The organism is Kitasatospora sp. NPDC004723 (genome assembly GCF_040609255.1).
In the GTDB taxonomy this organism is placed as follows: domain Bacteria; phylum Actinomycetota; class Actinomycetes; order Streptomycetales; family Streptomycetaceae; genus Kitasatospora.
Genome location: NZ_JBEXJT010000002.1, coordinates 386,810 through 408,450, shown reverse-complemented (window position 1 = coordinate 408,450; position 21,641 = coordinate 386,810). Strand labels below are relative to the sequence as shown.

Annotated in this window: 13 protein-coding genes; 3 read left to right on the top strand and 10 right to left on the bottom strand. The window is 74.7% G+C overall.

Annotated elements, in window-relative coordinates; genetic code table 11:
* Nucleotides 1-63: 63 nt before the first annotated feature.
* The 10 genes from ABZW10_RS04520 to ABZW10_RS04475 form a co-directional block, all read right to left on the bottom strand.
* A complete protein-coding gene (locus ABZW10_RS04520; protein ID WP_355359764.1) occupies nt 64-6,150 on the bottom strand; it encodes a DNRLRE domain-containing protein in 6,087 nt (2,028 codons plus the stop codon).
* 328 nt (nt 6,151-6,478) lie between these two features.
* Nucleotides 6,479-7,534 (bottom strand): ketoacyl-ACP synthase III family protein, encoded by a 1,056-nt coding sequence (locus ABZW10_RS04515; RefSeq protein ID WP_355359761.1) that lies wholly within the window; start codon nt 7,532-7,534, stop codon nt 6,479-6,481.
* On the bottom strand, nt 7,531-8,520 hold the full coding sequence (locus tag ABZW10_RS04510) for a hypothetical protein (protein WP_355359758.1): 990 nt from the start codon (nt 8,518-8,520) through the stop codon (nt 7,531-7,533). The genes ABZW10_RS04515 and ABZW10_RS04510 overlap by 4 nt, the downstream gene beginning before the upstream one ends.
* Nucleotides 8,517-9,767 (bottom strand): cytochrome P450, encoded by a 1,251-nt coding sequence (locus ABZW10_RS04505; RefSeq protein WP_355359755.1) that lies wholly within the window; start codon nt 9,765-9,767, stop codon nt 8,517-8,519. Before ABZW10_RS04505 ends, ABZW10_RS04510 begins: the two co-directional genes overlap by 4 nt.
* Nucleotides 9,764-12,670, bottom strand: coding sequence for a PEP/pyruvate-binding domain-containing protein (locus ABZW10_RS04500; RefSeq protein WP_355359752.1), 2,907 nt, complete (start codon nt 12,668-12,670; stop codon nt 9,764-9,766). The genes ABZW10_RS04505 and ABZW10_RS04500 overlap by 4 nt, the downstream gene beginning before the upstream one ends.
* Complete coding sequence (locus ABZW10_RS04495; protein WP_355359749.1) at nt 12,663-13,352, bottom strand: nitroreductase family protein; 690 nt, start codon at nt 13,350-13,352, stop codon at nt 12,663-12,665. The genes ABZW10_RS04500 and ABZW10_RS04495 overlap by 8 nt, the downstream gene beginning before the upstream one ends.
* Complete coding sequence (locus ABZW10_RS04490) at nt 13,349-14,020, bottom strand: isoprenylcysteine carboxylmethyltransferase family protein (RefSeq protein ID WP_355359746.1); 672 nt, start codon at nt 14,018-14,020, stop codon at nt 13,349-13,351. Before ABZW10_RS04490 ends, ABZW10_RS04495 begins: the two co-directional genes overlap by 4 nt.
* On the bottom strand, nt 14,017-14,805 hold the full coding sequence (locus ABZW10_RS04485) for an AfsA-related hotdog domain-containing protein (protein WP_355359743.1): 789 nt from the start codon (nt 14,803-14,805) through the stop codon (nt 14,017-14,019). Before ABZW10_RS04485 ends, ABZW10_RS04490 begins: the two co-directional genes overlap by 4 nt.
* A gap of 414 nt (nt 14,806-15,219) precedes the next feature.
* Nucleotides 15,220-16,893, bottom strand: a complete 1,674-nt coding sequence (locus ABZW10_RS04480) for an FAD-binding dehydrogenase (RefSeq protein WP_355359740.1) — start codon at nt 16,891-16,893, stop codon at nt 15,220-15,222.
* A gap of 121 nt (nt 16,894-17,014) precedes the next feature.
* Entirely contained in the window at nt 17,015-17,680 is a 666-nt protein-coding gene (locus ABZW10_RS04475) for a TetR/AcrR family transcriptional regulator (RefSeq protein ID WP_355359737.1), read from the bottom strand.
* A gap of 225 nt (nt 17,681-17,905) precedes the next feature.
* Here ABZW10_RS04475 and ABZW10_RS04470 point away from each other — a divergent pair, with 225 nt between their 5' ends.
* The 3 genes from ABZW10_RS04470 to ABZW10_RS04460 all read left to right on the top strand — a co-directional run bounded on the left by ABZW10_RS04470 (nt 17,906) and on the right by ABZW10_RS04460 (nt 21,629).
* Nucleotides 17,906-18,874, top strand: a complete 969-nt coding sequence (locus tag ABZW10_RS04470; protein WP_355359734.1) for a hypothetical protein — start codon at nt 17,906-17,908, stop codon at nt 18,872-18,874.
* 465 nt (nt 18,875-19,339) lie between these two features.
* Nucleotides 19,340-20,140: an MHYT domain-containing protein gene (locus tag ABZW10_RS04465; protein ID WP_355359731.1), complete on the top strand. Its 801-nt coding sequence runs from the start codon at nt 19,340-19,342 to the stop codon at nt 20,138-20,140.
* A gap of 283 nt (nt 20,141-20,423) precedes the next feature.
* Nucleotides 20,424-21,629: a phosphatidylserine decarboxylase gene (locus ABZW10_RS04460; RefSeq protein WP_355359728.1), complete on the top strand. Its 1,206-nt coding sequence runs from the start codon at nt 20,424-20,426 to the stop codon at nt 21,627-21,629.
* Nucleotides 21,630-21,641 lie beyond the last annotated feature (12 nt).

The following is a 21,641-nucleotide window of genomic DNA, read 5'->3' as shown; positions in this document are numbered from 1 at the left end:
TGGACGGAACCGGCCGGCGCCCGGCCCCGAAGGGCCCGGCACCGGCCGTCGTACGCGGGATCGTCAGAGCTGGTAGAGGAGGCACCCCATGGCCGCGGCGGCGGCCTTCTGCTGCGGGGTGTACCCGTACTCCCAGGCGAACCTGCCCCCTCGCCAGCACCTGATCAGGAAGGGCCTGGACCACGCGATGACCCGGCGCACCCAGCCCCACCCCCACTGGCCGTCGAGGTCGAAGTGGGTGTTCGGGTCCTGGAGCACGTAGTCGTAGGCGGTGGCGTTGCCGCCCGGGACCGGGTCGGTGGTCAGGAACCGGCCGAGCGTCGGGTCGTACAGCCGCACGCCCATGAGCACGGCCCCGGTGGGCGTCTCGGCCGAGCGCTGCTGGGAGCCGAGCCAGCCGTACCGCAGCGGGGCGGTGCCGGGCGCGCGGTTGCCGTACTCGTCGTAGGTCACCGCGACCGGCGCCCGGCCCGGGTCGAGCGGCAGGACGACCACGATGTCGCCGTGCAGGTTGGCGAGTTGGAGCTGCACCCCGCCGGTCTTCGCGGTGGTGGCACCGAGCCCTCCGGCGGGCGTGGCGACCTGGCGGGTGAGCTCGCCGGTGGCGGTGTCCTCGACGGTCCAGCTGGGGCTGTCGCAGGCGCACCCGTAGTGGTTGATCCGGCTGCGCGAGGGGGTCCAGCCGGTGCCGGGGTTGGTCTCGGCGGTCCAGGCCCGCAGGCGCAGCGCCGGGTCCAGCGTCCAGGTCTGCCGGTCGGTGGCGGTGCCCTGCTGGCGGACGAGGTCGTTGGCGTAGTAGGAGGTGGTGGCGCCGGGCTGGGCCGTGGTCCGGCCGAAGGCGTCGTAGACGTAGCCGGGGTCGGTCAGCCGGTCGGCGGTGTCGTAGCCGTGCTGCTCCGGGGTGCCGCCGGACGCGGCGCAGTCGGCGCCGGGCGCGGCGTTGACGGAGCTGCGGGCGGTGCGGTTGGTGTTGCGGTCGAAGGTGTAGGTCCGGGTGGTGCAGACGCCGTCGGCGGCCGAGGTGGTGCGGGTGAGGCGTCCGACGGTGTCGTAGCCGAAGACCTGCTGGGAGGCCGAGGCGAAGGTGGCGGTGTGGGTGGCCCACTGGCCGTGCACGGTGGTGCTGATCCCGTCGCCGAGGACGGTCGTCCCGTCGCTGTCGCGGGTGTAGGTGCGGCTGACGGGGGTGCCGGTCGGGCTGGTGCTCTGGCGCATGGTGTAGCCGCCGGGGAGTCCGGTGCCGACCACGGTGCCGTCCGCGTCGTAGCGGGCGGTGAAGATGCCGGCCACCGAGTCGCCGACCGCGGTGGGCAGGCCGCGCGGTTCGACGGCGGTGTCGTAGGTGTAGCTGAGGGTGGAGGGCGCGGAGTCGGACACGAGGACCGGCCGGTCGAGCCGGTCGTAGCGGGTCGTGGTGGTGGCTCCGTCGGCGTCGGTGTAGGCGATGGTGCGCCCGAGGCGGTCGTAGGCGGTGGTGACGGTGCCGGCGCCGGCGGCGGCCGTGCTGACCGGGCGGCCGGTGGCGGCGTCGTAGCCGGTGGTCACGACCGGGACCGGCTGGCCCGGACCGGTGACGGTGGAGCTGGTGCGGCGGCCGGCGGCGTCGTAGCCGGTGGCCGTGGTCCGCTGGACGCCGTTGGCGGTCTCGACGGTGCTCGTGGTCTGGCCCCAGCGGTCGTACTCGACGGTGCGGCGGGGCAGTTGGGCGGGGTTGGCGCCGCCTCCGGTGATGTCGGCGGCGGGTCCGACGGCGCAGACCTGGTCCGCCCACTCGGGCCGGGCGGCGCAGGGGCCGCTGCCGTCGGCGGTGTAGTAGGAGGTGGTCGTGGTGCCCGCGTCGGTGCCGGTGGAGGCGGGCAGGCCGGTGCTGGTCACCCGGCCCTGGGCGTCGTAGCCGGTGGTGGTGGTGAGCCGGGCCCCGTCGGGGTCCTGGACGCTCGTGGTGGGCCGGCCCTTGGCCCAGTCGTAGCCGGTGGCCGTGGTGCGGGCGTCGGCGAGCAGGGCGGTGTCGATGCGGGGCTGTCCGCCGACGGTCTCCTTGGTGACCTGGTCGCGGACGGTGGCGCTGCCGTCGGTGGGCCGGCCGCCGTCGTACTCCTTCACCGTCCGCTGCCGCAGCGGCAGTTGCGTTCCGGCTTCGGCGACGACGGTCGTCCCGGCGGTCAGTTTCCGTTCCAGCGTGGCGTAGTGGAGGGGGCCGAGGACCTCCAGCTCGCGGTTGCCGTCGGCGCTGTAGGTCGTCGTGGTGGAGAGCAGGTCGGCCCGTTCGGCGCTGCCGAGGGCGGCGATCCCGAGGGCGGCCAGGGTCGCGCGGTCCTGGTCGGTGGCGCCCAGGGCCAGTGCGCGGTTGGCGGCGCTCAGCTGCCGGACGGTGTTGCCGGCCGCGTCGTGGTCGGTGGCGGTGACGGCCCCGCCGGGCCGGACGGTGTCGGTCTCCAGGCCGGAGGCGTCCAGGTAGTGCACGTCGGCGCGGCCGTAGCCGTTCGCGGGGAGCTGCGCCCCGGTGCCGGCGGCGGGTGTCTGGTCGGGCGGGAAGACGGCGGTCGCGTCGGTGGGGGTCTCCCGCTGGCCCCAGGAGGCGGTGGCGGCGCGGCCCAGGTCGTAGGGGGCGCCGGTGCCGGTGACCGGCACGTCGTAGACCAGGGTCGTGGTGGCGGTGCCGTCGACCTGGTCGGCGGAGCCGGGGGCCAGGGTCGGGCGCGAGGCGGTGAGCAGCATGCCGTCACCGGCGGCCGGCGAGTTGCCGGCCCGCCCGTAGGCGAAGGTCCAGGGGAGCTCGCCGGGCGGGGTGAGGCCGGTGACGCGGCCCGCCGTGTCGTAGGTGTACGCGGTCTTCAGCGCGGGGGTGATCCTGGGGTCCCAGGTCTCCCGGAGCCGGCCGTTCGTGTCGTAGGCGTAGCGACTGACGTCGACGGCGGTGGCGGCGCTCGCGCCGGGTTCGGTGGACCACAGGCGGATCGCGCTGACCTGGCCCGCGACGTCCCCGAGGGCGGCGGCGGTCGCGGTGGTGGCGGGGGCGTAGACGAACTCCAGCACGCGGCAGCCGCGGACGGCCGGGTCGGCCGCGCAGACGGAGGAGGCGACCGCGCTGCTCGGACCGACCACCCGCTGCGGCCGGGTGAGGACCCGTCCGTCGGGGCCGGTGACGTTCTGGGAGACGATCGTGCTGGTGCTGTTGTCGAGCCCCCGGGTGGAGGAGCGGGTGAGCGTCCAGGCGGTGGCGGCGGGGTCGGTCCGGGCGAACTCGGCGGTGTCGCCGTTGCTGTCCGTCAGGGTGAAGCCGGCGGCGAAGGAGCCGGTCAGGGTGAGGTTGGCGGCGCCGGGTTCGGGGACCCAGCCGGTGGCCGTCCCGTCGGCGGTGAAGCGCAGCGCCGTGCCGTCGGTGCGCCGGACGTCCAGCGAGGTGTCCGAGGTGCGGCCGATCGCGGTGTAGCCGGAGTCCTTGCGGCCGGTGGCGGTGCCGGAGAGCCATTCCTTGCCGAAGATCGCGGCCTGGCCCGCCTGGGCCGCGCCCTCCTGGGGGGCACGGGAGGAGGCGGTGCGGGTGACGGCCGTGCCGAAGAAGGAGGCGTCGGTGCGGCTGAGGCCGTAGCCGCCGGTCAGCAGGTTGACGGTGCCGGGGCCGACGGCCGCGGTGGCGGCGTTGTCGGCGGTGCGGTCGACGATCGCCTTGAGCGGGTCGCTGGAGCCGGTGGCGCCTCCCGGCCCGGTGAAGTCGGCCTTCAGCTGCACCGCGCCGTCGGGGCTGACGGTGGTGGCGGCGTCCCAGGCGAGTTCCGGGCTGCGGCCGGCGGCGAGCGCGACCGGCCAGCCGGTGAGCGGGGTGCCGGCGGCGCTGACGTGGCCGGGCGGGACGGGCGCCCAGGCGTCGGCGTCCGAGCGCCGCCAGGAGAAGGTCACGGCGTCGAAGCGCGCGGCGTCGGCCTCGGCCTGGAGCGGCAGCCGGGCTGCGGTGCGCCGGCTGTCGGAGGGCCTGGCGATGCCGCCGGCGCCGGCGTGGAACTCGTAGGACAGCGCCTCGGAGCGGTTGTCGGCCCGGTCCACGCTGCGCACCCGGAGGGTGTTGGTGCCGCCGTGGGTCGGCGTGGCCAGCAGGCTGACGGGCGCGTTGGTGCCGCCGGTGGCGATGCGGTTCCAGGTGCTGCCGTCCAGGGTCCACTCCAGCCAGCGGTGGTCCGCCGACGGGGGTGTGACCACGAAGGTGCCGCTCTGGCCGACGCCCTTGACCCAGGCGGCCGAGGGGTAGTCGGCGGAGGTCACGGCGGTCGGCGCGGAGGGCGCGGCGGTGTCCACCGTGAAGGTGCGCCAGGGCGACCAGGCGAGGTTGTAGTGGGTGCCGTCGTAGGGGTTGGTGCGGAAGCGGTAGGTGCGGCCGTCCTGGAGCAGGCCCGCCGGGACGGTCACGGACACCGGTTCCCCGCTGGCGCCCCACGGGGACACCAGGTAGCCGCCGACCGGCTGGTCGGTGGCCGCGTCGACGATCTGGAAGGTGCCGTTGATCCGGTCGTTGTTGGAGTCGGCGAAGGTGTCGCGCAGGACGGGGGTCAGGGTGTTGACGGTGTAGGCGCCGTCGTCCGCGAAGAAGGGCGGGCCGGCCTGCTGGTCGGTGCCGGTGCGGGGGCGGTAGTTGAAGGTGACCGCCAGCTTGGGGATCTGGCTCGCGGCGGCGTTCCCGGAGTAGAACTTCTTCCACCCGGCGGTGTCGGCCTCGTTGGCGGCGCGCAGGCCCAGGCCCTGACGGCCGACCGTGGACTGGCCCGCCCAGTACTGGAGCAGCGAGGTGACGTCGGCGTTGACGTAGGCGCCGTTGGCGCAGTTCTGGCCGCGGGTCTCGGTGGACGTCGCGAACTTCTGCAGCCAGGCCGGCTGGTTGGTCCAGCGGCTGGCGGTCGTCGCGTTGTTGGTGTCCCAGACCTCCCAGGCGGCGGGCTTGGTGCAGTCCCAGGAGTGGAAGTTGTAGAGCGACAGGGTGGCCTTGGAGACCAGGGCGTCCTTGATGGGCGCCATGTCCCAGCTGATGAAGGAGCGGGCGATGCGGGGTTTGGTCTTCGGGACGTCCGCCCAGTCGCCCGGCCAGCCGATCTTCAGGTCGGTGGCGCTGGACGCGTCGGTCGTCTCGCCCTGCTGGACCCAGGTGTCGAAGACGTCGGACAGCCCGGTGTCCGAGGGGTCGACCGTCACGGGGTAGCGGGTCGCCGGGTCGGCGAGGAACGCGGCGTCCGGGCTGAGGTGCAGTTCGAGGGTGTCGCCGGAGCGGGTGACCTCGAGGCCCACCGGTGCCCGGCGGGTGTGCTCGCCGGACTTCGGGTCGACGGTGGCGTCCCACATGACCGGGGCGGGCATCGTGGAGAGTTCGCGCCCGGTGGCGGACTCGACGAACGTCACGCCGCCGTCCTCGTTCTGGCGCGCGTCGATCCCCGGGGCCTTGAGTGCGAGGGTGTAGTCGGCGGGGCCGGTGGGGCGCCGCTTGAGGATCACGGACTGCTCGTAGCCGGTGCGGGTGGCGTCGATGACGAGGTCCGCGTCGGGCAGGACGTCCTGGTAGGTGGCCCGGGCGCCGTCCAGGCGGGGTTCGGGCAGGCCGCCGCGCCACTGCACCGCGACGCCCCGGCCGCCGGCGCTGAGGGTGAGCAGGTCCTCGGCCGGGGTGGCGGCGGCCTCGGCGAAGGAGCCGGCCCGCCGGGCGCTCGGCGCCCCGGCCAGGGCGAGCCCGCGCGGGTGGGCCTTGGAGGCGACGGAGCCGTCGGGGCGCTTGGCGAAACTGACGTCGACGTCGGCCCAGCCGCCGTCCGGGCGGCGCATCCGCACCGGGCCGGCCGCGACCTCCAGGGTGAGGGTGCCGTCGGGGTTGGCCCAGGTCGTCGCCGTCTCGGTGCGTTCGGTGGGCACCTCCACCGGCTTGCCGGTGAGCCGGGCCGCGAGCCGGGCGGAGGCCCGGTCGCGGGCCGGCTGCTGGGCCGCGGCGGGCTTGCGGTCGGCGGACGGGGGCTCGGGCTCCGGCCGGGCCGAGGCGGGCTGCACTCCGAGCAGCAGTCCGCCCAGCAGGGCGGCGGAGAGGGTGGCCGCCGTCCAGCGGCCGCGTGGTGCGCGGGTACGGGTGCGGCTGCGGGAGCCGGGCGGGCCTCCCGCGGCGGGTGGGAACCATGACACAGGCACACTCCAGGGGTGATCGCCGGAACGGGACACTGTCCTTGGGTACGCACGTGCGCTCGGGCGGCGGCCCGCGCCGCGGTTCCGCACTCGGCGGATGCGGTGGCCCGTACGGTGACGTGGTGCCGTGGCGTGGTGCGGGGTGCCTGGTGCGGGGGCCTGGTGCGGGGGTGGACGCGGGGCCGCGCTGCTACGGCCGCCCGGGTCGGGCGGCAATGTACATGACTACGTCATGCGCGGGCGAGGCACCGGCCGTGGCCGCGTCCACGGCCGATTCCCGCCGACGAACGGCCGGTTCCGCCCTCCCCGGGCGGAGGGCTCCGGGCGGCTACCAGGCGGGGTCGTCCAGCACCTCGACGACGGCCGCCGCCAGCGAGATGCCGGCGCCGTTGCCGAGGAGCAGGACGTGGTCGCCCGGGCCGACCGCGCCGGTGTCCACCAGGTGGGCCAGCGACAGGAACTGGTCGCAGGCGCCCAGATGGCCGAGCGTGCGCCCGAGGTCGAGCATGCCGCGCCCGGGGTCGATGCCCAGCGGGCGCAGCAGGCCCTCCAGGTAGCGGGGGTGGCCGGTGAAGACATGGGCGACCCGGCTGATGTCCGCCGCGGTGACGCCCGCCTCCTCCATCGCCCGGCGGGCGAGGTCGGTGCGGGCCTGCGTGAGGTCGCGGGCCATGCTCAGGCGCAGGTCACGGTCGGTCACCCGGTCCGCGTAGGCGCCCATCCGCAGGCCCATGGGGATCCTGGTGCCGCCCGCCGGGCTCGGCGGGAACAGGTCCTCCGTCCCCCGGTAGACCCGCTCCCAGGAGGAGAGCGAGGACTGGGCGACGGAGCGGATCCGCAGCGGTCCCGCGGCGGCGGACAGCAGCACGGCGCAGCCCGCGTCGCCGAGGATCGAGCCGCGGCCGGCGCCGAAGCCGTGGGCGTAGGTGAACCGGTCGATGCCCGGGGCGCCGAAGTTGTCGGCCGCCGTGACCAGGACGGCGGACCGCTGCGGGGCGTGGACCAGGTGGCCGTGGGCCAGCCGGGCGGCGTCCAGCATCGCGGTGCAGCCCTGGTCCAGGCCGATCGCCGGCGCCGTGCCGCCGAGCACGTGGTGCTGCAGGTAGTGGGCGGCGTACCAGCCGTCCGGGCCCTGGTGGTAGGTGCCGGCGTGCAGCACCAGCCGGACGTCCTCGGCCCGCAGGCCGGAGCGTTTCAGGGCGAGCCGGGCGGCCTCGGCGGCGAGTTCCGGCGCCGGGGTGTCGTCGGCGACCGACACGCTCGTCCAGCCGTCGGCCAGGGCCTGTTCGGCGCCGGGCCGGCCGGCGGCGACCTCCTCGGTGAGCGGCCGGAGCCGGGGCAGGTGCGCGGCCAGGCCGGCGATGTACAGGTGGTCCGTCCTCATGAGGTGCTCCCCAGGCCGGTCAGCAGGTGGCAGACGAAGACGGCCGGCAGGTAGCCGGCCACCGCCGCGACGGGCCAGCGTGCCGCCCCGGTACGGGTGAAGCGGCGGGCGGCGAGCACGACGAGCACCGGCGGCAGCAGCACCGACCAGCCCCAGCCCGCCGCTCCGCCCGACCAGGGGCGCAGCACCACCAGGGAGACGGCGGCGGACCCGGCGGCGGAGCCGAGCGCCAGCGCGACGGTGGTCCGCAGGCCGAACACCCGGACGTAGCTGCGCTCGTGCGGGCCCGGCGTGCGCACGATCTTGCGGGCCAGTTCGTGGTGGGTGGCCGCCAGCATGATCACCGCGAGCAGCGGGAGCACGTGGCGGGCCTCCTGCCCGAGGGTGCCGGGGTCCGCGCCGGTGTCGTGCAGGAACACGGCGTAGAGGTAGAGGTTGAGCAGGATCTGCACCGGGGAGCTCAGCAGCACGCCGGTGACCATCGCGTCGCCGCGCGGCCACCCGAGCCGCAGCTCGGCCCCCACCAGCAGGGCGGTGTAGCCGAACTGGGCGGCGAGCAGGAGCAGGGCGGGGCGGTCGCCGGCGTTGAGCAGGAGCAGCAGCGCGGCTCCGGCGGCGGCGAGCGCGTACAGGTCGCGGGGCAGGACGGCGCCGCGGGCCAGCGGACGGGACGGGTTGTGGCGCCGGTCGTAGGGCAGGTCGCGCAGGTCGTCGGCGGCGCGCAGCAGGAGCAGGTCGACCAGGACGGTGAGGGCGGCCGTCGCCGTGCCCCACCCGGGCCGCCAGTGGGTGACGCGTTCGTCGGCGGCGGCGAACAGGCCGGTGGCGCCCAGCGCCCAGGCGGCGGCGAACACCAGGGAGAGCGGCAGCGGGAAGCTGCCGCGGACGAACGCGGCGAGCCGGGCGGCGAGCGGGGCCGGTGCGGCGGGCGCGGCGGGCGCGGCGGGCGAGGTGGAGGGGGCCGGGAGGGTGGGCCGGTGGGTCATGCCGGCCGCCCCGCGGCGGGTGCGGCGGCGCTCCAGCGGACCGGAAGCCGCCAGACGCCGTTGATGAACATCGTCCGACGCCACTCCAGCTCCTCCTCCGGGAGGGCGAGTTCCAGCTGGTCGAAGCGGCGGAGCAGCGCGCCGACGCCGATCCGCAGTTCGGCGCGGGCGAGTTCGGCCCCGAGGCAGAGGTGGCGGCCGTGGCCGAAGGCGAGGTGGGCGGCGACGTCCGGGCGGTCGGGGTCGAACGCGTCCGGGTCGGCGAAGACCGCCGGGTCGCGGTTGGCGGCGTCGGTGAGCGGGACGACGATCCGCCCCGCCGCCACCGGGCAGCCGCCCAGCTCGGTGTCCTCGGTCACCAGGTGGGGCGCGCCGCCGGTGTTGTTGAGGGAGGTGAAGCGGAGCATCTCCTCGACCGCGGCCGGGATCCGCTCGGGCCGCTCGCGCAGGGTCCTGACCAGCCCGGGGTGGCGCAGGAGCAGCAGGACGCACATGCCGAAGGAGTTGCCGGTGGTCTCGTAGCCGGCCATCAGCATCCCGGAGCCGAGGGCCACCACCTCGCGGTCGGACAGCCGTTGACCGGGGTCGTCGTCGGCGCGCAGGGCGAGCCTGGTGAGCAGGTCGTCGGCCGGGGTGCCGGCCGCGGCGGCGCGCCGCTTGTCCGCGACGAGGGCGGTGAAGTAGTCGTCCATCCGGGCCTGGGTGGCGGCGACCTCCTCGCGGGTGTGCCCGGAGGTGGACATCAGGACGTCGACCTCCGCGCGCAGCATCGCGCCGTCGTCGAGCGGGACGCCGAGCACCTCGCAGATGACCTGCATCGGGAACGGCACGGTGAAGCCGCCGACCAGGTCGGCCTCGCCGGAGGGGGCGCCGCCGGTCAGTTCGTCGAGCAGGTGCTCGGCGAGGGCCTCCAGGCGGGGGCGCAGCAGCCGGACCCGGCGCGCGGTGAAGGCGGGCAGGATCGCTCGGCGGCGGCGGGTGTGGTCGGGCGCGTCGGCGGTGGCCAGCAGGACGGACTCGGTCTTGCGGGCGAACAGCGGGCGGGCCAGCTCGGTGTAGCCGGCACGGCTGAAGCGGTCGTCGCCGAGCACGGCGGTGACGTCCTGGTGACGGGTGACCAGCAGGGCGGGCTGCCCGCTGGACAGTTGGACGGGGTGCGGGGTGCCGGTGCGCCGCAGGCCGTGGTAGGCGTCGGGCGGGCGGACGTCGCCGGCGGGCGGGAACGGGAAGCGGGCCGGGTCGGTCATGGCGTCTCGCCCTTCTCGGTGCTGACGGTGGGGCCGACCGGTTCGGCGAGCTGGTCGACCGGCTGCTCGGCGGGCTGCTCCGTGGCCGGTTCGGCGGGCTGTTCGGCGGGCTGTTCGGCCGGTGGGAGCAGGCGCACGGTCCCGGCGGTGCCGTCGATCTCGATCCAGGCGCCGTCCTGGATCGCGGTGGTGGCCTGCGGGACGGCGACCACGGTGGGCACGCCCAGCAGCCGGCCGGTGATCGCGGTGTGCGACAGCAGGGTGCCGCGCTCGACGACCATGCCGGCGGCGGACATCATCAGGAACAGCCAGCCGGGGTCGGTCTCCCGGGCGACCAGGATGCGCCCGGTGGCGAGGTCGGGGTCGGTGGACGGGTCGAGCACCACCGCCGCCCGGCCCCGGACCACGCCGCCGCTGGAGCCGATCCCGCGCAGCAGGCCGTCGCCGACGGCCCCGGCCGCGTCCACCGCCACGGCGTGCGGCAGGGCCCGGGCGAGCGGCAGGCCGGCCGGGGTGCCCAGCAGGGCGGGCCGCTGCGGGTTGCCGGCCCACTCCTCGCGCTGGGCGCGGCGCAGCGCCACCAGGGCGCGCAGGTCGCGGACCGTCCCGGTGCCGTCGAAGGCGCCGATGACCTCCTCGACGGTCAGATCGGCGACGTCGAGCCGGTCGTCCAGGACGCCGGTGCGGGCGAGTTCCGCGCCGAGCCGCCACATCACCTCCCGGGAGAGGCCGAACAGCTGGGTGCGGCAGAACCGGGTGTCCTCGCGGATCCGGGCGAGGTCCCGGGCGAGCGAGGTGAGGCCGAGCAGGACGGCGCGCTGCGCCGGGTTGGGGCACACCTCGCGCAGCCGCTCGCGGGCGCGCCGGGCGGCGGCCTGCTCGTCGGCGCGGTTGGCGGCCACGGTCGCCCCCTGGCGCACCAGCGGGCGGATCAGGGCGAGCACGGTCCACGGGCGCTGGCGGGGGGTGGGCTCCTCCAGCTTGAGGTCGTGCAGCGCGCGGTCGCCGTAGCGGGCGAGGTAGCCCCGGGCGGCGTCGGCGACGGCCACCCCGTGGCGGCCGGAGACGATCTGCTGCCAGAGCTGCTCGGGGTCGGCCGCGTCGTCGAGCACGGCGGCGCGCAACTCGGGGACACCGCCGACGAGTTCGGCCAGAGCCATGGCCGCGCGGACGGCCTCAAGGGAACGGTTCTCCCGCCCGCCGCCCATCAGTCCGACCAGGACCTGCGGGCCCTCGCCGGTCCAGCGGCGCAGCAGGGTGCCGCCCGCGCCGAGCACCACGAGGGCGAGGAAGGCGTTGACCAGGGTGACGCCCCAGCGCTCGCCGGCGCGTTCCCACAGCCGGCGGTAGAAGGCGATCAGCTCCTCGGGCGAGTCGCCGACGGTCTCCGCCTCCGCCATCTGCCGGTCCCACCAGCGCAGGAAGCCCTTCACCTGCCAGGGGTGCGCGACGCTGCGCCAGGCGAGGCGCGGCAGCGCGCGGGCGACCGCCGGGGCGGCCCAGCGGCGCTCGGCGCGGGCCGGGCCGGTGATGCCCATCGCCTGTTCCCAGCCCTTGCGCACCAGTTCGAACATCGGCATCTGCCCGTGCAGGGCCTGCCAGTCGTCCAGCCGATAGTAGACCTGGCCCTCCAGGTAGCCGACCATCCGGGCGAGGCGGTGCGCGTTGTCCCGCACCCAGGAGTCGGGCACGCCCATCCGCCGGTAGAGGTCGGCGAAGGAGCGGCGGTAGAACTCGCGGGACTGGGAGTAGGTGAGGGCGCCCGAGACGCCGGGGAAGCTCTCGGTGATGTTGTGGTTGCCCCAGTAGACCCGGGCGGGCTCCTCGGCGGGGGCGTCGGGCCCCTCGGCCCGGGCGTCGGGCGCGGCGTCGACGGGGGCGGCCGGGGCGGTGACCATCGGGCGGGCCTGGAGCAGGTGGACGGTGCCGTCCTCGGTGAGGGCGCCCTCGATGTCCTGCGGGACGCCGAAGAGCTCCTCCACCCGCGCGGCCAACTCCCCCACCGCGCGCACCTGGTCGTCGTCGAGGACCGGCACGTCCGCCAGCTCCCCGGCGACCGGCAGCAGGACCGGCGTACCGGAGGCGGCGCCCTCGGGCAGGCCCATCGACCACCGCTTGTGCACGGTCCGGGCGCTCACCGCGCCGGTGGCCGGGTCCTGGAAGAAGTGGTCGATGTCCGCCTTCTCCTGGACGACGCCCTCGCCGATGCCGTACGCGGCCGCGACCACCCGGCGCGCCGAGCCGTCCCGGGGGTCACGGGTGAACGCGACGAACGACCGGGTGCCGAGCACCATCCGCTGCACGCCGACCGCGACCCGGGCCCGGCGCGGGTCGAGTCCGCGCAGGATGCGGTAGCGGACCGCCTGGGCGTTGAAGGCCGAGGCCCAGCAGCGCACCACGGCGTCGGCCAGACCGTCCTCGTCGACGTAGAGGAAGCTGTCGCTCATGCCCGCGAACGGGTCGACGGCGCTGTCCTCCCCCATCTCCTCGTCCGGGCGGCCGGCCGGCGAGGCGGCTTCCGGCGGGTCGGCGTGCGGCGAGCCGGCGGGCACGACGCAGGCCCGGACCGCGACCAGGCCCTCCGGCCCGGCGATCGCGGCGAACTCCTTGCGGACCCGCTCGGCGAGCGCCGGGGGCAGGGCCGAGGAGGCCAGCGCTTCGCGGGCCGCCGCGCACCAGGCCTCGACGGCGTCCCGCGCGGCGCCGTCGGCCGGCAGCGGCGGCAGCGCGGGGCGCAGCGCGTCCAGGGCCCGGTCGAAGGCGGCGGCGGGCAGGCAGAAGAACTCCGGCACCCGGAACCCGGCCTGCCGCAGCAGCTCCTGACGGGCGAACTTGTGGCCCACCCGCGCGGCGTCGGCCAGCGCGGCGCCGTCGGCCGCCGCGGTCACCACGAGCTCAGTCATCCGACCCACCGCCCCATTCCGCGCCGCCCCAGCCGTCCAGGTGCAGCACACTGTCGACGGACCGGCGCGGCGCCGGTCCGAATCCGTCCCCCACCACGTGCGCGGTGGGGATCAGCGCCCCCTGGCGCACGCCGTCCGGCAGTCCGAGGATGTCGGCGACCTCCCGCTCCGCGTCCAGGTGCACCGTGGTCCACGTCGTGCCGAGGCCGCGGGCGCGCGCGGCGAGCATGTAGCTCCAGGCGGCCGGCAGCAGCGAGCCCCACACGCCCGCCTGGTTGCCCTCGGGCAGCGGCCGGCCGCCGAGGTCCAGGCAGGGGATCACCAGGACCGGCACCTCGTGCAGGTGCTCGGCCAGGTGCCGGCCGCCGGTCAGCATCCGGTCGGTCACCCCGACCCCGGACGTACCGGCGGAGGCCGACGGCGGGTAGCGGACCTCGAAGACCCGCCGGTAGACCTCCGCGACGCGCTTGCGCAGGTCGTCGTCGGCCACCACCAGCCAGTGCCAGCGCTGGGTGTTGCCCCCGTTGGGCGCCTGCAGCGCGATCTCCACGCAGGCGCGCACCAGGTCGAGGTCCACCGGGCGCGTCGGGTCCAGGCGCAGACGCACCGAGCGGGTGGTCGTCAGCAGTTCGTCCGGGGTCGCCGGCAGCCGGACCCGCGCCGGGCGGGCGGGCGCGCTCACCACAGCCCCGGCACGAGGCGGGCGTGGCCGTCCGCGTAGGCGCGGTAGCCGGGGATGTGCGCCAGCATCCGCTCCTCGGTGCGGATCCGGAAGGTGATCGCGGCGCAGAGCGCGACCAGCAGGACGGCGCTCAGCGGGTTCAGGAAGAACGCGACGAAGCCGAGGTGCGCCGACAGCATCCCGGCGTAGGCGGGGTGGCGGATGAAGCGGTAGACGCCCCAGGTGACCACCTGGTGGTCGCTCTGGCGGGTGACGTGGTGGGAGTAGAACCGGCCCAGGGTGTGGATCGCGACCTGGCGCAGCACGACTCCGCCGACGAACACCGCCGCCGGGACCAGCAGCAGCGGCGACCAGTCGTCCCAGGGCAGCGGACCGAGCACGGCCGCGGAGACCGTCGCGATCCGGGCCGCCGCGTAGAGCAGCAGGGTCGCCGACTCGCGCGGCGCGGCGCCGGAGCTGCGGAAGGTCACCGGGATCTCGACCGCCAGCCAGCCCAGGTAGCAGGCGGCCAGCACGGCCGCGACCAGGTCCACCGGGTCGCCCGCGTGCCGCAGGTGGACCACCAGACCGGTACCGACCGCGAGGACCGCGAGCACGAACAGCAGTCGCGGCGCGCGCACCGCCCAGGGCGATCCCGCGCCGCCCGCCATCGGTTCCACCGTACTCATCGGGCCGCCCTCCGCTTCAGATAACCGGCACGGCTGAGGGTCTGGACACCGATCTCCAGGCGTCCGTGCCGTTCGCCGCTCTCCACGTCCACCACCACGAACCGGAACACCGACCGCAGGCCGCGCGCCGGTACGAACTCCCACCACAGCTCCAGCGGCACCGTCGCCGGCAGGCCGGTCGGCAGGTCCGCCTCCAGCGACAGCCAGAGCATCTGCGCGTCGGCGTCCCGGCCGTGGGCCGTGTGGCCCAGCAGTGTCGCCAGTTGCCGGGCCGACTCGATCAGCGCGGCCGGGGTGTGCGCCCCGGCGCCCGCCAGCCGGTGTCCCGGCGGGGGCACCAGCACGGCCGCCCGTTCGACCCGCGCCGGCCCGCCCACCAGCACGTTCTCCGGCCGCCGGCGGTGGACCAGGGCCTGGTCCGCGGGCGCGCCGCCCTCCCGGCCGGGGCCGGCGAGCAGGGCCCGGACGGCCCCGGCCGGGACGACCGGCCCGCCGCCTTCGAGCGCGACCGAGGCCCGGCAGACGGTCGCCCCGTCCTGCACGGCCAGCAGCCGCCACGCCGGTCCGCCGTCGGCCGCGGCGGGCTCGCTGTGCAGCCAGACCGGCCGGCCCAGCTCACACATCCGGTCGAAGGTCAGCGACAGCCGCATCCGCCCGTCGGCCGCGCCCGCCCGCCGCGGTGCCAGCGCCCGGACCTCGTCCAGGATCGCGGCCACCAGCACCATCCCGGGCACATGGTCGAGCGGGTGGTCGAAGAAGCACCGGTCCCGCTCGTCCACCGCCACCGGGACGGCCTCCTCCGGGCGCACCCGGGGGCCGAGTGGGTTTCCTGATGCTTCATCAGGACTCGATCTTGAACCCTTGTGCCGCACGTTTCTTGACGGCCCGTCCGCTTCTGACGTGACGTCAGTTCTGAATGATTTGCCTGATACCAACGATGTCACGAGGACCGAGGTAACCATCGATCACCGAACCGGACAACCCGGACGTCACAACACCGGCAAGTCCCGACCCGACCTGCCGGAAACACGCCCTTCGGTGGCCAAAAACCCATCGCGCCGCCCTCCCGGCGGTGCCCGGGGGACGGCTCAGGACGACGGGTCGGCAGGGCCCGCCGCCATGTCCTGCGCGTGCGCACCGGAGCGCGGCGAGGTCGTCGGCGTGGCGGCCGAGGCGGCGGCGGGCGCCGGGGGCTGCGGTCAGACGGTGGCCTCCGCCGCGGCGCGGCCGGCCGCGCGACCGGAGAACAGGCAGCCCCCGAGGAAGGTGCCTTCCAGCGCGTTGTAGCCGTGGACGCCGCCGCCGCCGAACCCGGCGGCCTCACCGACCGCGTAGAGCCCCGGCACCGGCGTGCCGTCGGCGCCGAGCGCACGGGAGGCCAGGTCGGTCTGGATGCCGCCGAGCGTCTTGCGGGTGAGCACATGCAGCTTGACGCCGATCAGCGGGCCCGCGGCCCGGTCGAGCAGCCGGTGCGGCGCGGCGGTGCGGCCGAGCCGGTCGCCGAGGTAGCGGCGGGAGTTGTGGATCCCCTGGATCTGGGCGTCCTTGCCGAAGGGGTTGGCCAACTGCCGGTCCCGGGCCTCGATCTGACGGCGCATCGTCGTCGCGTCCAGCAGCGGGCGCTCGGTCAGCGCGTTCATCCTCGCGACCAGGTCCTCCAGCGTCGCGGCGGTGACGAAGTCCTCGCCGTGCCGTTTGAACGCCTCGACCGGGGCGGGCGCGCCCTTGCTCAGCAGGCGCTCGCGCACGAAGGCCGTGCGGTCGCCGGCGGTGATGTCGGGGTTCTGTTCGGAGCCGGAGAGGGCGAACTCCTTCTCGATGATCTTCTGGGTGAGCACGAACCAGGAGTGGTCGTGCCCGGCCAGTTCGGGGTCGGTGCGCAGGTGGCGCAGGGTGCCCAGGGTGTCGTAGCCGGGCAGGCAGGGCTCGGGCAGCCGGCGGCCCAGCGCGTCGAACCACATCGAGGAGGGGCCGGGCAGGATCCGGATGCCGTGGCCGGGCCAGACGGGGTTCCAGTTGTGTAGGCCCTCGGTGTAGTGCCACATCCGGTCGCTGTTGACCAGGCGCGCCCCGGCCTCGGCGGTGATGGCGAGCATCCGGCCGTCCACGTAGGCGGGGACGCCGGTGACCATGTGCCGGGGCGGGGCGCCCAGCCGGGCGGGCCAGTGGGCGCGGACCAGGTCGTGGTTGGCGCCGATACCGCCGGCGGCCACCACGACGGCCTGGGCGGTGAGTTCGAAGTCGCGGACTTCGTCACGGTTGGAGGCCGCGCCGCGCACCGAGTCGTCGTCGGCCAGGACACGACCGCGCACACCCGTCACCGCGCCGTCGGTGACGACGAGTGCGTCGACCCGGTGCCGGTGGCGGAAGGTCAGCAGCCCGTCGGCGGCGGCCTGCCGGGCGTAGCGGGCGAAGGGCTCGACGACGCCGGTCCCGGTGCCCCAGGCGACATGGAAGCGGGGGACGGAGTTGCCGTGCCCGTCGGCGCGCAGGTCGCCGCGTTCGGCCCAGCCGACCGTGGGCAGGAAGCGCAGCCCGTGTCCGGCCAGCCAGGAACGCTTCTCGCCGGCCGCGAACTCGACGTACGCCCGGGCCCAGCGCACCGCCCAGCTGTCCTCGTCCTCCTGCCGGTCGAACCGCGCACTGCCCCGCCAGTCGCTCCAGGCGAGCTCGAAGGAGTCCTTGACCCGCATCCGGCGCTGTTCGGGCGAGTCCACCAGGAACAGTCCGCCGAACGACCACCAGGCCTGGCCACCGAGGTTGGCGGCGTTCTCCTGGTCGACCAGGATCACCCGGCGTCCCCGGGAGGTGAGTTCGTGGGCGGCGGTGAGTCCGGCCAGGCCGGCTCCGACGATGATGACGTCCGTGTCCATGGGTGTCCTCGGGGAAGTGCCGTCACGGGCCCGCTCGGGGGGCGGGGCGGTGGGCGCGGGTGGTGAGGGAGGGTGGTGAGGGGGCGGCGCACCGCCGAAGGAGGGCTGCTGCGGCGTGCGGTCAGCCCGCCGGGCGGTCGCGGTCCCCCGGGGCGTTCAGCAGCACGTCGGCGAGGCGGCGGATGTCGTCGGCCATGTCGATCCGGGGGTCGAGCAGCCACTGGAGTTGCAGGCCGTCCGTCGCGGCGATCAGGATCCGGGCCGCCCAGGCGGCTTCGGCCGCGCGGTCCGCGTCCACGGCGCCCGCCCACTCGTCGGGGACCGGTCCGTCGGCGACCGGTCCGTCCGGGGCCGGCCCGGCGGAGGCCTGCGCGACGAGCTGCTCGGCGAACCGCCGGCGGTAGCGGTCGTAGCGCTCGCCGAAGTAGTCATGGGCCGGGTGGTCCGGCTCGGCGGCGGCCGCGGCGAGGTCCACGAAGAGCTTGACCAGACCGGGGGTCGACGCGTTGGCCGCCAGGACCTGCAGGAAGTCGCCCGCGCTGCGGGCCTCGAACGCGCCGAACCGCTCCTCCGCGGCGGCGTCGCGGGCGGCGAGCACGGCCGTGAGCAGGGCCTCCCGGCCGCCGAAGTGGTGCAGGACCCCGGCATCGGTCATCCCGACCCGCTGGGCGATGTCGCGCACCGACACCTTGCGGCTGCCCGCCTCGGCGTAGGCGGCGAGCGCGGCCTCGATGATCTGCTGCCGCTTCGAGGAGGTTTTGGCGTAATGGCCTCTCGGCTTGGTCATGAGCGGAGTCTACGAGGCACCCGGAGCGCCGGGAACCCCAAAACCTTGAGTTTCTAAGTTTTTGTGGGACGGCCCGGCACGGCCCTGCCGGGAAGGACCCGACGGGGCCAACCGCCGTACGCCGAAAGGCCAACACGCGGGGCGGTGCCTCCCTAGGCTGAGACGACTCCACACGTGGCGTCGATTCCTGATTCCCCGTCCGCCCGAACGCAAAGGAACCGCACCATGCGTACCACTCCCCTCCTCCGGGTCGCCGCGGTGGCGCTGGCCGCGACGGCCTCGACCGTCGCCGTGACGCCCGCCCGGGCCGCCGCTCCCCCGCTGAGCACCCCCACGGCGATAGCCCACCTCGACCTCGCCCGGGGCCAGCAGCCGGAGAACATCACCGTGCTGCCGAACGGCAACACCGTCGTGACCTTCGCCTTCTCCCGTCAGCTGGCCGAGATCGACCGCCACGGCGCCGTCCGCGTCCTCGCCACCCTGCCCGCCCCGGCCCCGGGTTCGGCCACCCCGGCCCTGACGGCCCCGTTCCTCGGCGGCGTCGTGCGCGCGGACGACGGCGTCCTCTCCTTCATCTACGCGACCGGGACCGCCGACCTCACCGGCATCTGGCGGCTCGCCCCCGGCGGCACCCCCGAGCGCGTCACCGCCCTGCCCGCCGACGCCCTGCCCAACGGCCTCGCCCGGGACGGGCGCACCGGTTTCCTGTACGCCGCGGACTCCGTCCTCGGCACCGTCTGGCGGATCCCCCCGGGCGGGGGCACCGCCGTCCGGTGGGCCACCGGCACCGCCCTGCAGCCGAACGGCTTCCTCGGCGCCAACGGCATCAAGATCCACGACCACGCCGCCTGGGTCTCCAACCTCGACAACGGCACCCTGCTGCGCATCCCGATCCGGGGCGACGGCACCGCCGGCCCGGCCCGGGTCGTCGCCACCGGTCTGCCCAGCATCGACGACTTCGCCTTCACCGGCCGCGGCGACCAGATCCTGGCCGCCCTCAACGGCAGCAGCGAGATCGCGCTGATCGCCGGCGACGGCACCCACACCATCGCGCTCGACCACTCGGACGGCCTGCAGAACCCCACCTCCCTCGCCGTCCGCGGCGACCGCGTCTGGATCGCGGACGCCGCGTACGTCACCCAGCAGGACCCGAACCTCCTGACCGCCCGCCTGGGCCGGACCACCTCGCACTGACCCGGGTCCGGCGTCGGCCGCACCGGGGCTGCGCCCGGTCGGTGCGGCCGACGCCGGACCACGGCCGACGGTCCGTCCACCCGAAACCCTTCACGAAACAACCCCCGAACACCCCCGTCAGGTCCTTGACCGGCGGGGGTCGTTAGTATGTGTCCGCACGCAAGGCCCCGGCAGAGCCCTGCCGCCCCCGTGGCACCGCCCGTGACCCTCGACTCCGGGCGTACCACGAGGTTCACCGAACCGGGGCCTTCGAGCAGCGAGGTGACGGCACACCGACCGGAGCGGGTGCGGCCGCGGCCCGGGTACCCGGGCCCCGCCGACCGGTGGACCACTCCCCTTCAACCCGGCTTCCCCGGGGGTTCGAATCCTTCGTGTACCCCTGGAACCGGAAGCCCGCGCCGCCCCTCCCCCGGCGCGGTCCATTCCCGTCCGCATCCGCCAACGAACGTCAGCCCAGGTACCTCCATGCACCCCCACACCGCCCCCATCGACGGCTTCCACTACGGCTGGATCAACCCGGTCCTGTCCTACCTGGTCGCCTGCCTCGGAGCCGCACTCGGCCTCCGCTGCACCGTCCGCGCCCTGGACCTGCCGCCGCGCCGTCGGCTCGGCTGGCTGCTGCTCGGCGCCGCCGAGATCGGCTGCGGCATCTGGACGATGCACTTCATCGCGATGCTCGGCTTCACCGTCACAGGCTCGACCATCCTCTACAACGTGCCGCTGACGCTGTGCAGCCTGCTGCTGGCGATCGCGGTCTGCGGTCTCGGCATCCTCTACGTCGGCTACCGGCCGCGCGGCCTGTCCACCCTGCTGGTCGGCGGGACGGTGATGGGCCTGGGCGTGGCGGCGATGCACTACCTCGGCATGACCGCGATGCACGTCCAGGGGCAGGTCTCCTACGACCCGGCCACCGTGGCCGCCTCGGTCGCGATCGCGGTGGCCGCGTCCACCGTCGCCCTGTGGATGACGCTGAACATCACCGGCCTGCTCGCCTCGCTGGCCTCGGCGCTGATCGCCGGAGTCGCCGTGGTCTCCATGCACTACACCGGCATGGCGGCGGTCTCGGTCGTACTGGACGACCGCACTCCGATCGGTGGCCTGCCGGCCTCACAGTTCATCACTCCGCTCGCGGTGGCGATCCTGGTGCTGCTCGCCCTCGGCGGCATCGCGCTGATGCTGTCGCCGCAGGACTCCTCGCTGTCGGGCCGGGCCGGCGCCGCCCGACCGGAACCGGTGCGGGTGCCACTGTTCGACCGGCGCGGGTGATCCGTCGCCGGACGGACCGGACGGCCCGGCGCGGGGGGCTTCCCGCGCCGGGCCGTCGCGTCGTCACATCCGCCACCGGTACCGCGATCCCCCGCCGAGGTGCCCCTCCACCGCGACGACTTCAGGACCACCCACGGCCGGGCACGACACGCGCCGTACCGCCGGGCGGAGGTGGTTTCCAGACGAACGGCCTAGCCGCGGGCGCGGTTCTCCGCTGATCGGGACGTACTGGTGAGGGCGCAGCAGCGCCGGAGAACCCCACCGTGCGGAAGGACGCCAGGACGTGACCTCGCAGAACATCAAGGAGTTCAAGGAGAAGGTCGAGAAGCTCTACGATGACGAAAAGAGCGACTTCAGGAAGAAGTTCGACGCGGCGATCAGGGGTCTGACGCCGCCCACGGTCTACCCGGACTCGGACGTCTACAAGGACTGGCGGGGAGCGAACGGAAAGACCCTGGCCGAATTCTTCGTCGAGTGGTACGACTGGGGCTGGAAGCAGCCCATCTCCGACGGCCTGAAGTACATCCGGAAATTCAGCTGGATCAGCTACGAGAACGCCGCCGGGCTCGCGTTCGTGACCAGCGAATCAGGGCGTGACGTGCTGGCCGACTTCACGCAGCTGCAGGGCAAGCAGATGGATTCCGAGGATTCCGAGAAACTGGTCCAGCAGTGGATCGACGAACTCGGCCCGAAGCGGATGGCCGACTTCAAGAAGGGCGACTGGTCGACCCTCAACAAGTTCTTCATCAGGGAACTGAAGCCCGGTGCCCGGCCGATCGACCACCCCGACGACCCCAGCGTCGTGACCGCTCCGACCGACTGCGTCATCAACATGGTCGTCGACAACCTGGCGCCCGACACACCGCTCCCGATCAAGGCCGCCGTCACCATGAGCGTGAGCAGACTGCTCAACGGCTCCAAGTACGCCGAGAACTTCATCGGCGGCACGGCCGTGTCGTGCATCCTCATGCCCGACACCTACCACCGCTACCACGCCCCGGTCGGCGGCAAGGTGGTGGAGTCCAGCGAGGACGTCCACGGCGTCTACTACGGGATCCGGGACTTCCCGGACCTGCTCAACAAGGGGAACGTCGGCTACGGGTACGACTACAGCCTCTTCGAGGACTTCCGCCGCGGCTACGCCATCATCGAGACACCGTACCTGGACCACGAGGGAAAGCCGAACGGCGACGGCTACGTCGCCCTGGTACCCGTCGGCCTCAACTCGATCGGCTCCGTGAAGTTCCAGGAGAAGTTCCGGAGGATCGACGAGAAGTCGGCCCCGGTCGAGGTGAAGAAGGGCGAGGAGATCGGCTACTTCCAGTACGGCGGCTCGCTGAACATCCTGCTGTTCGAGGCGGGTCGGTTCCCCGCGCTCCAGCTGCTCATGGGCCAGCGCATCGGGGTCCTCCAGGAGGTCGAGCACACCAAGCGCCACTTCGAGCGCTACGTCCGCCCGCTGCCCGGGCGCGTCACGCCGGCGTCCTGACCCCCCACCCCG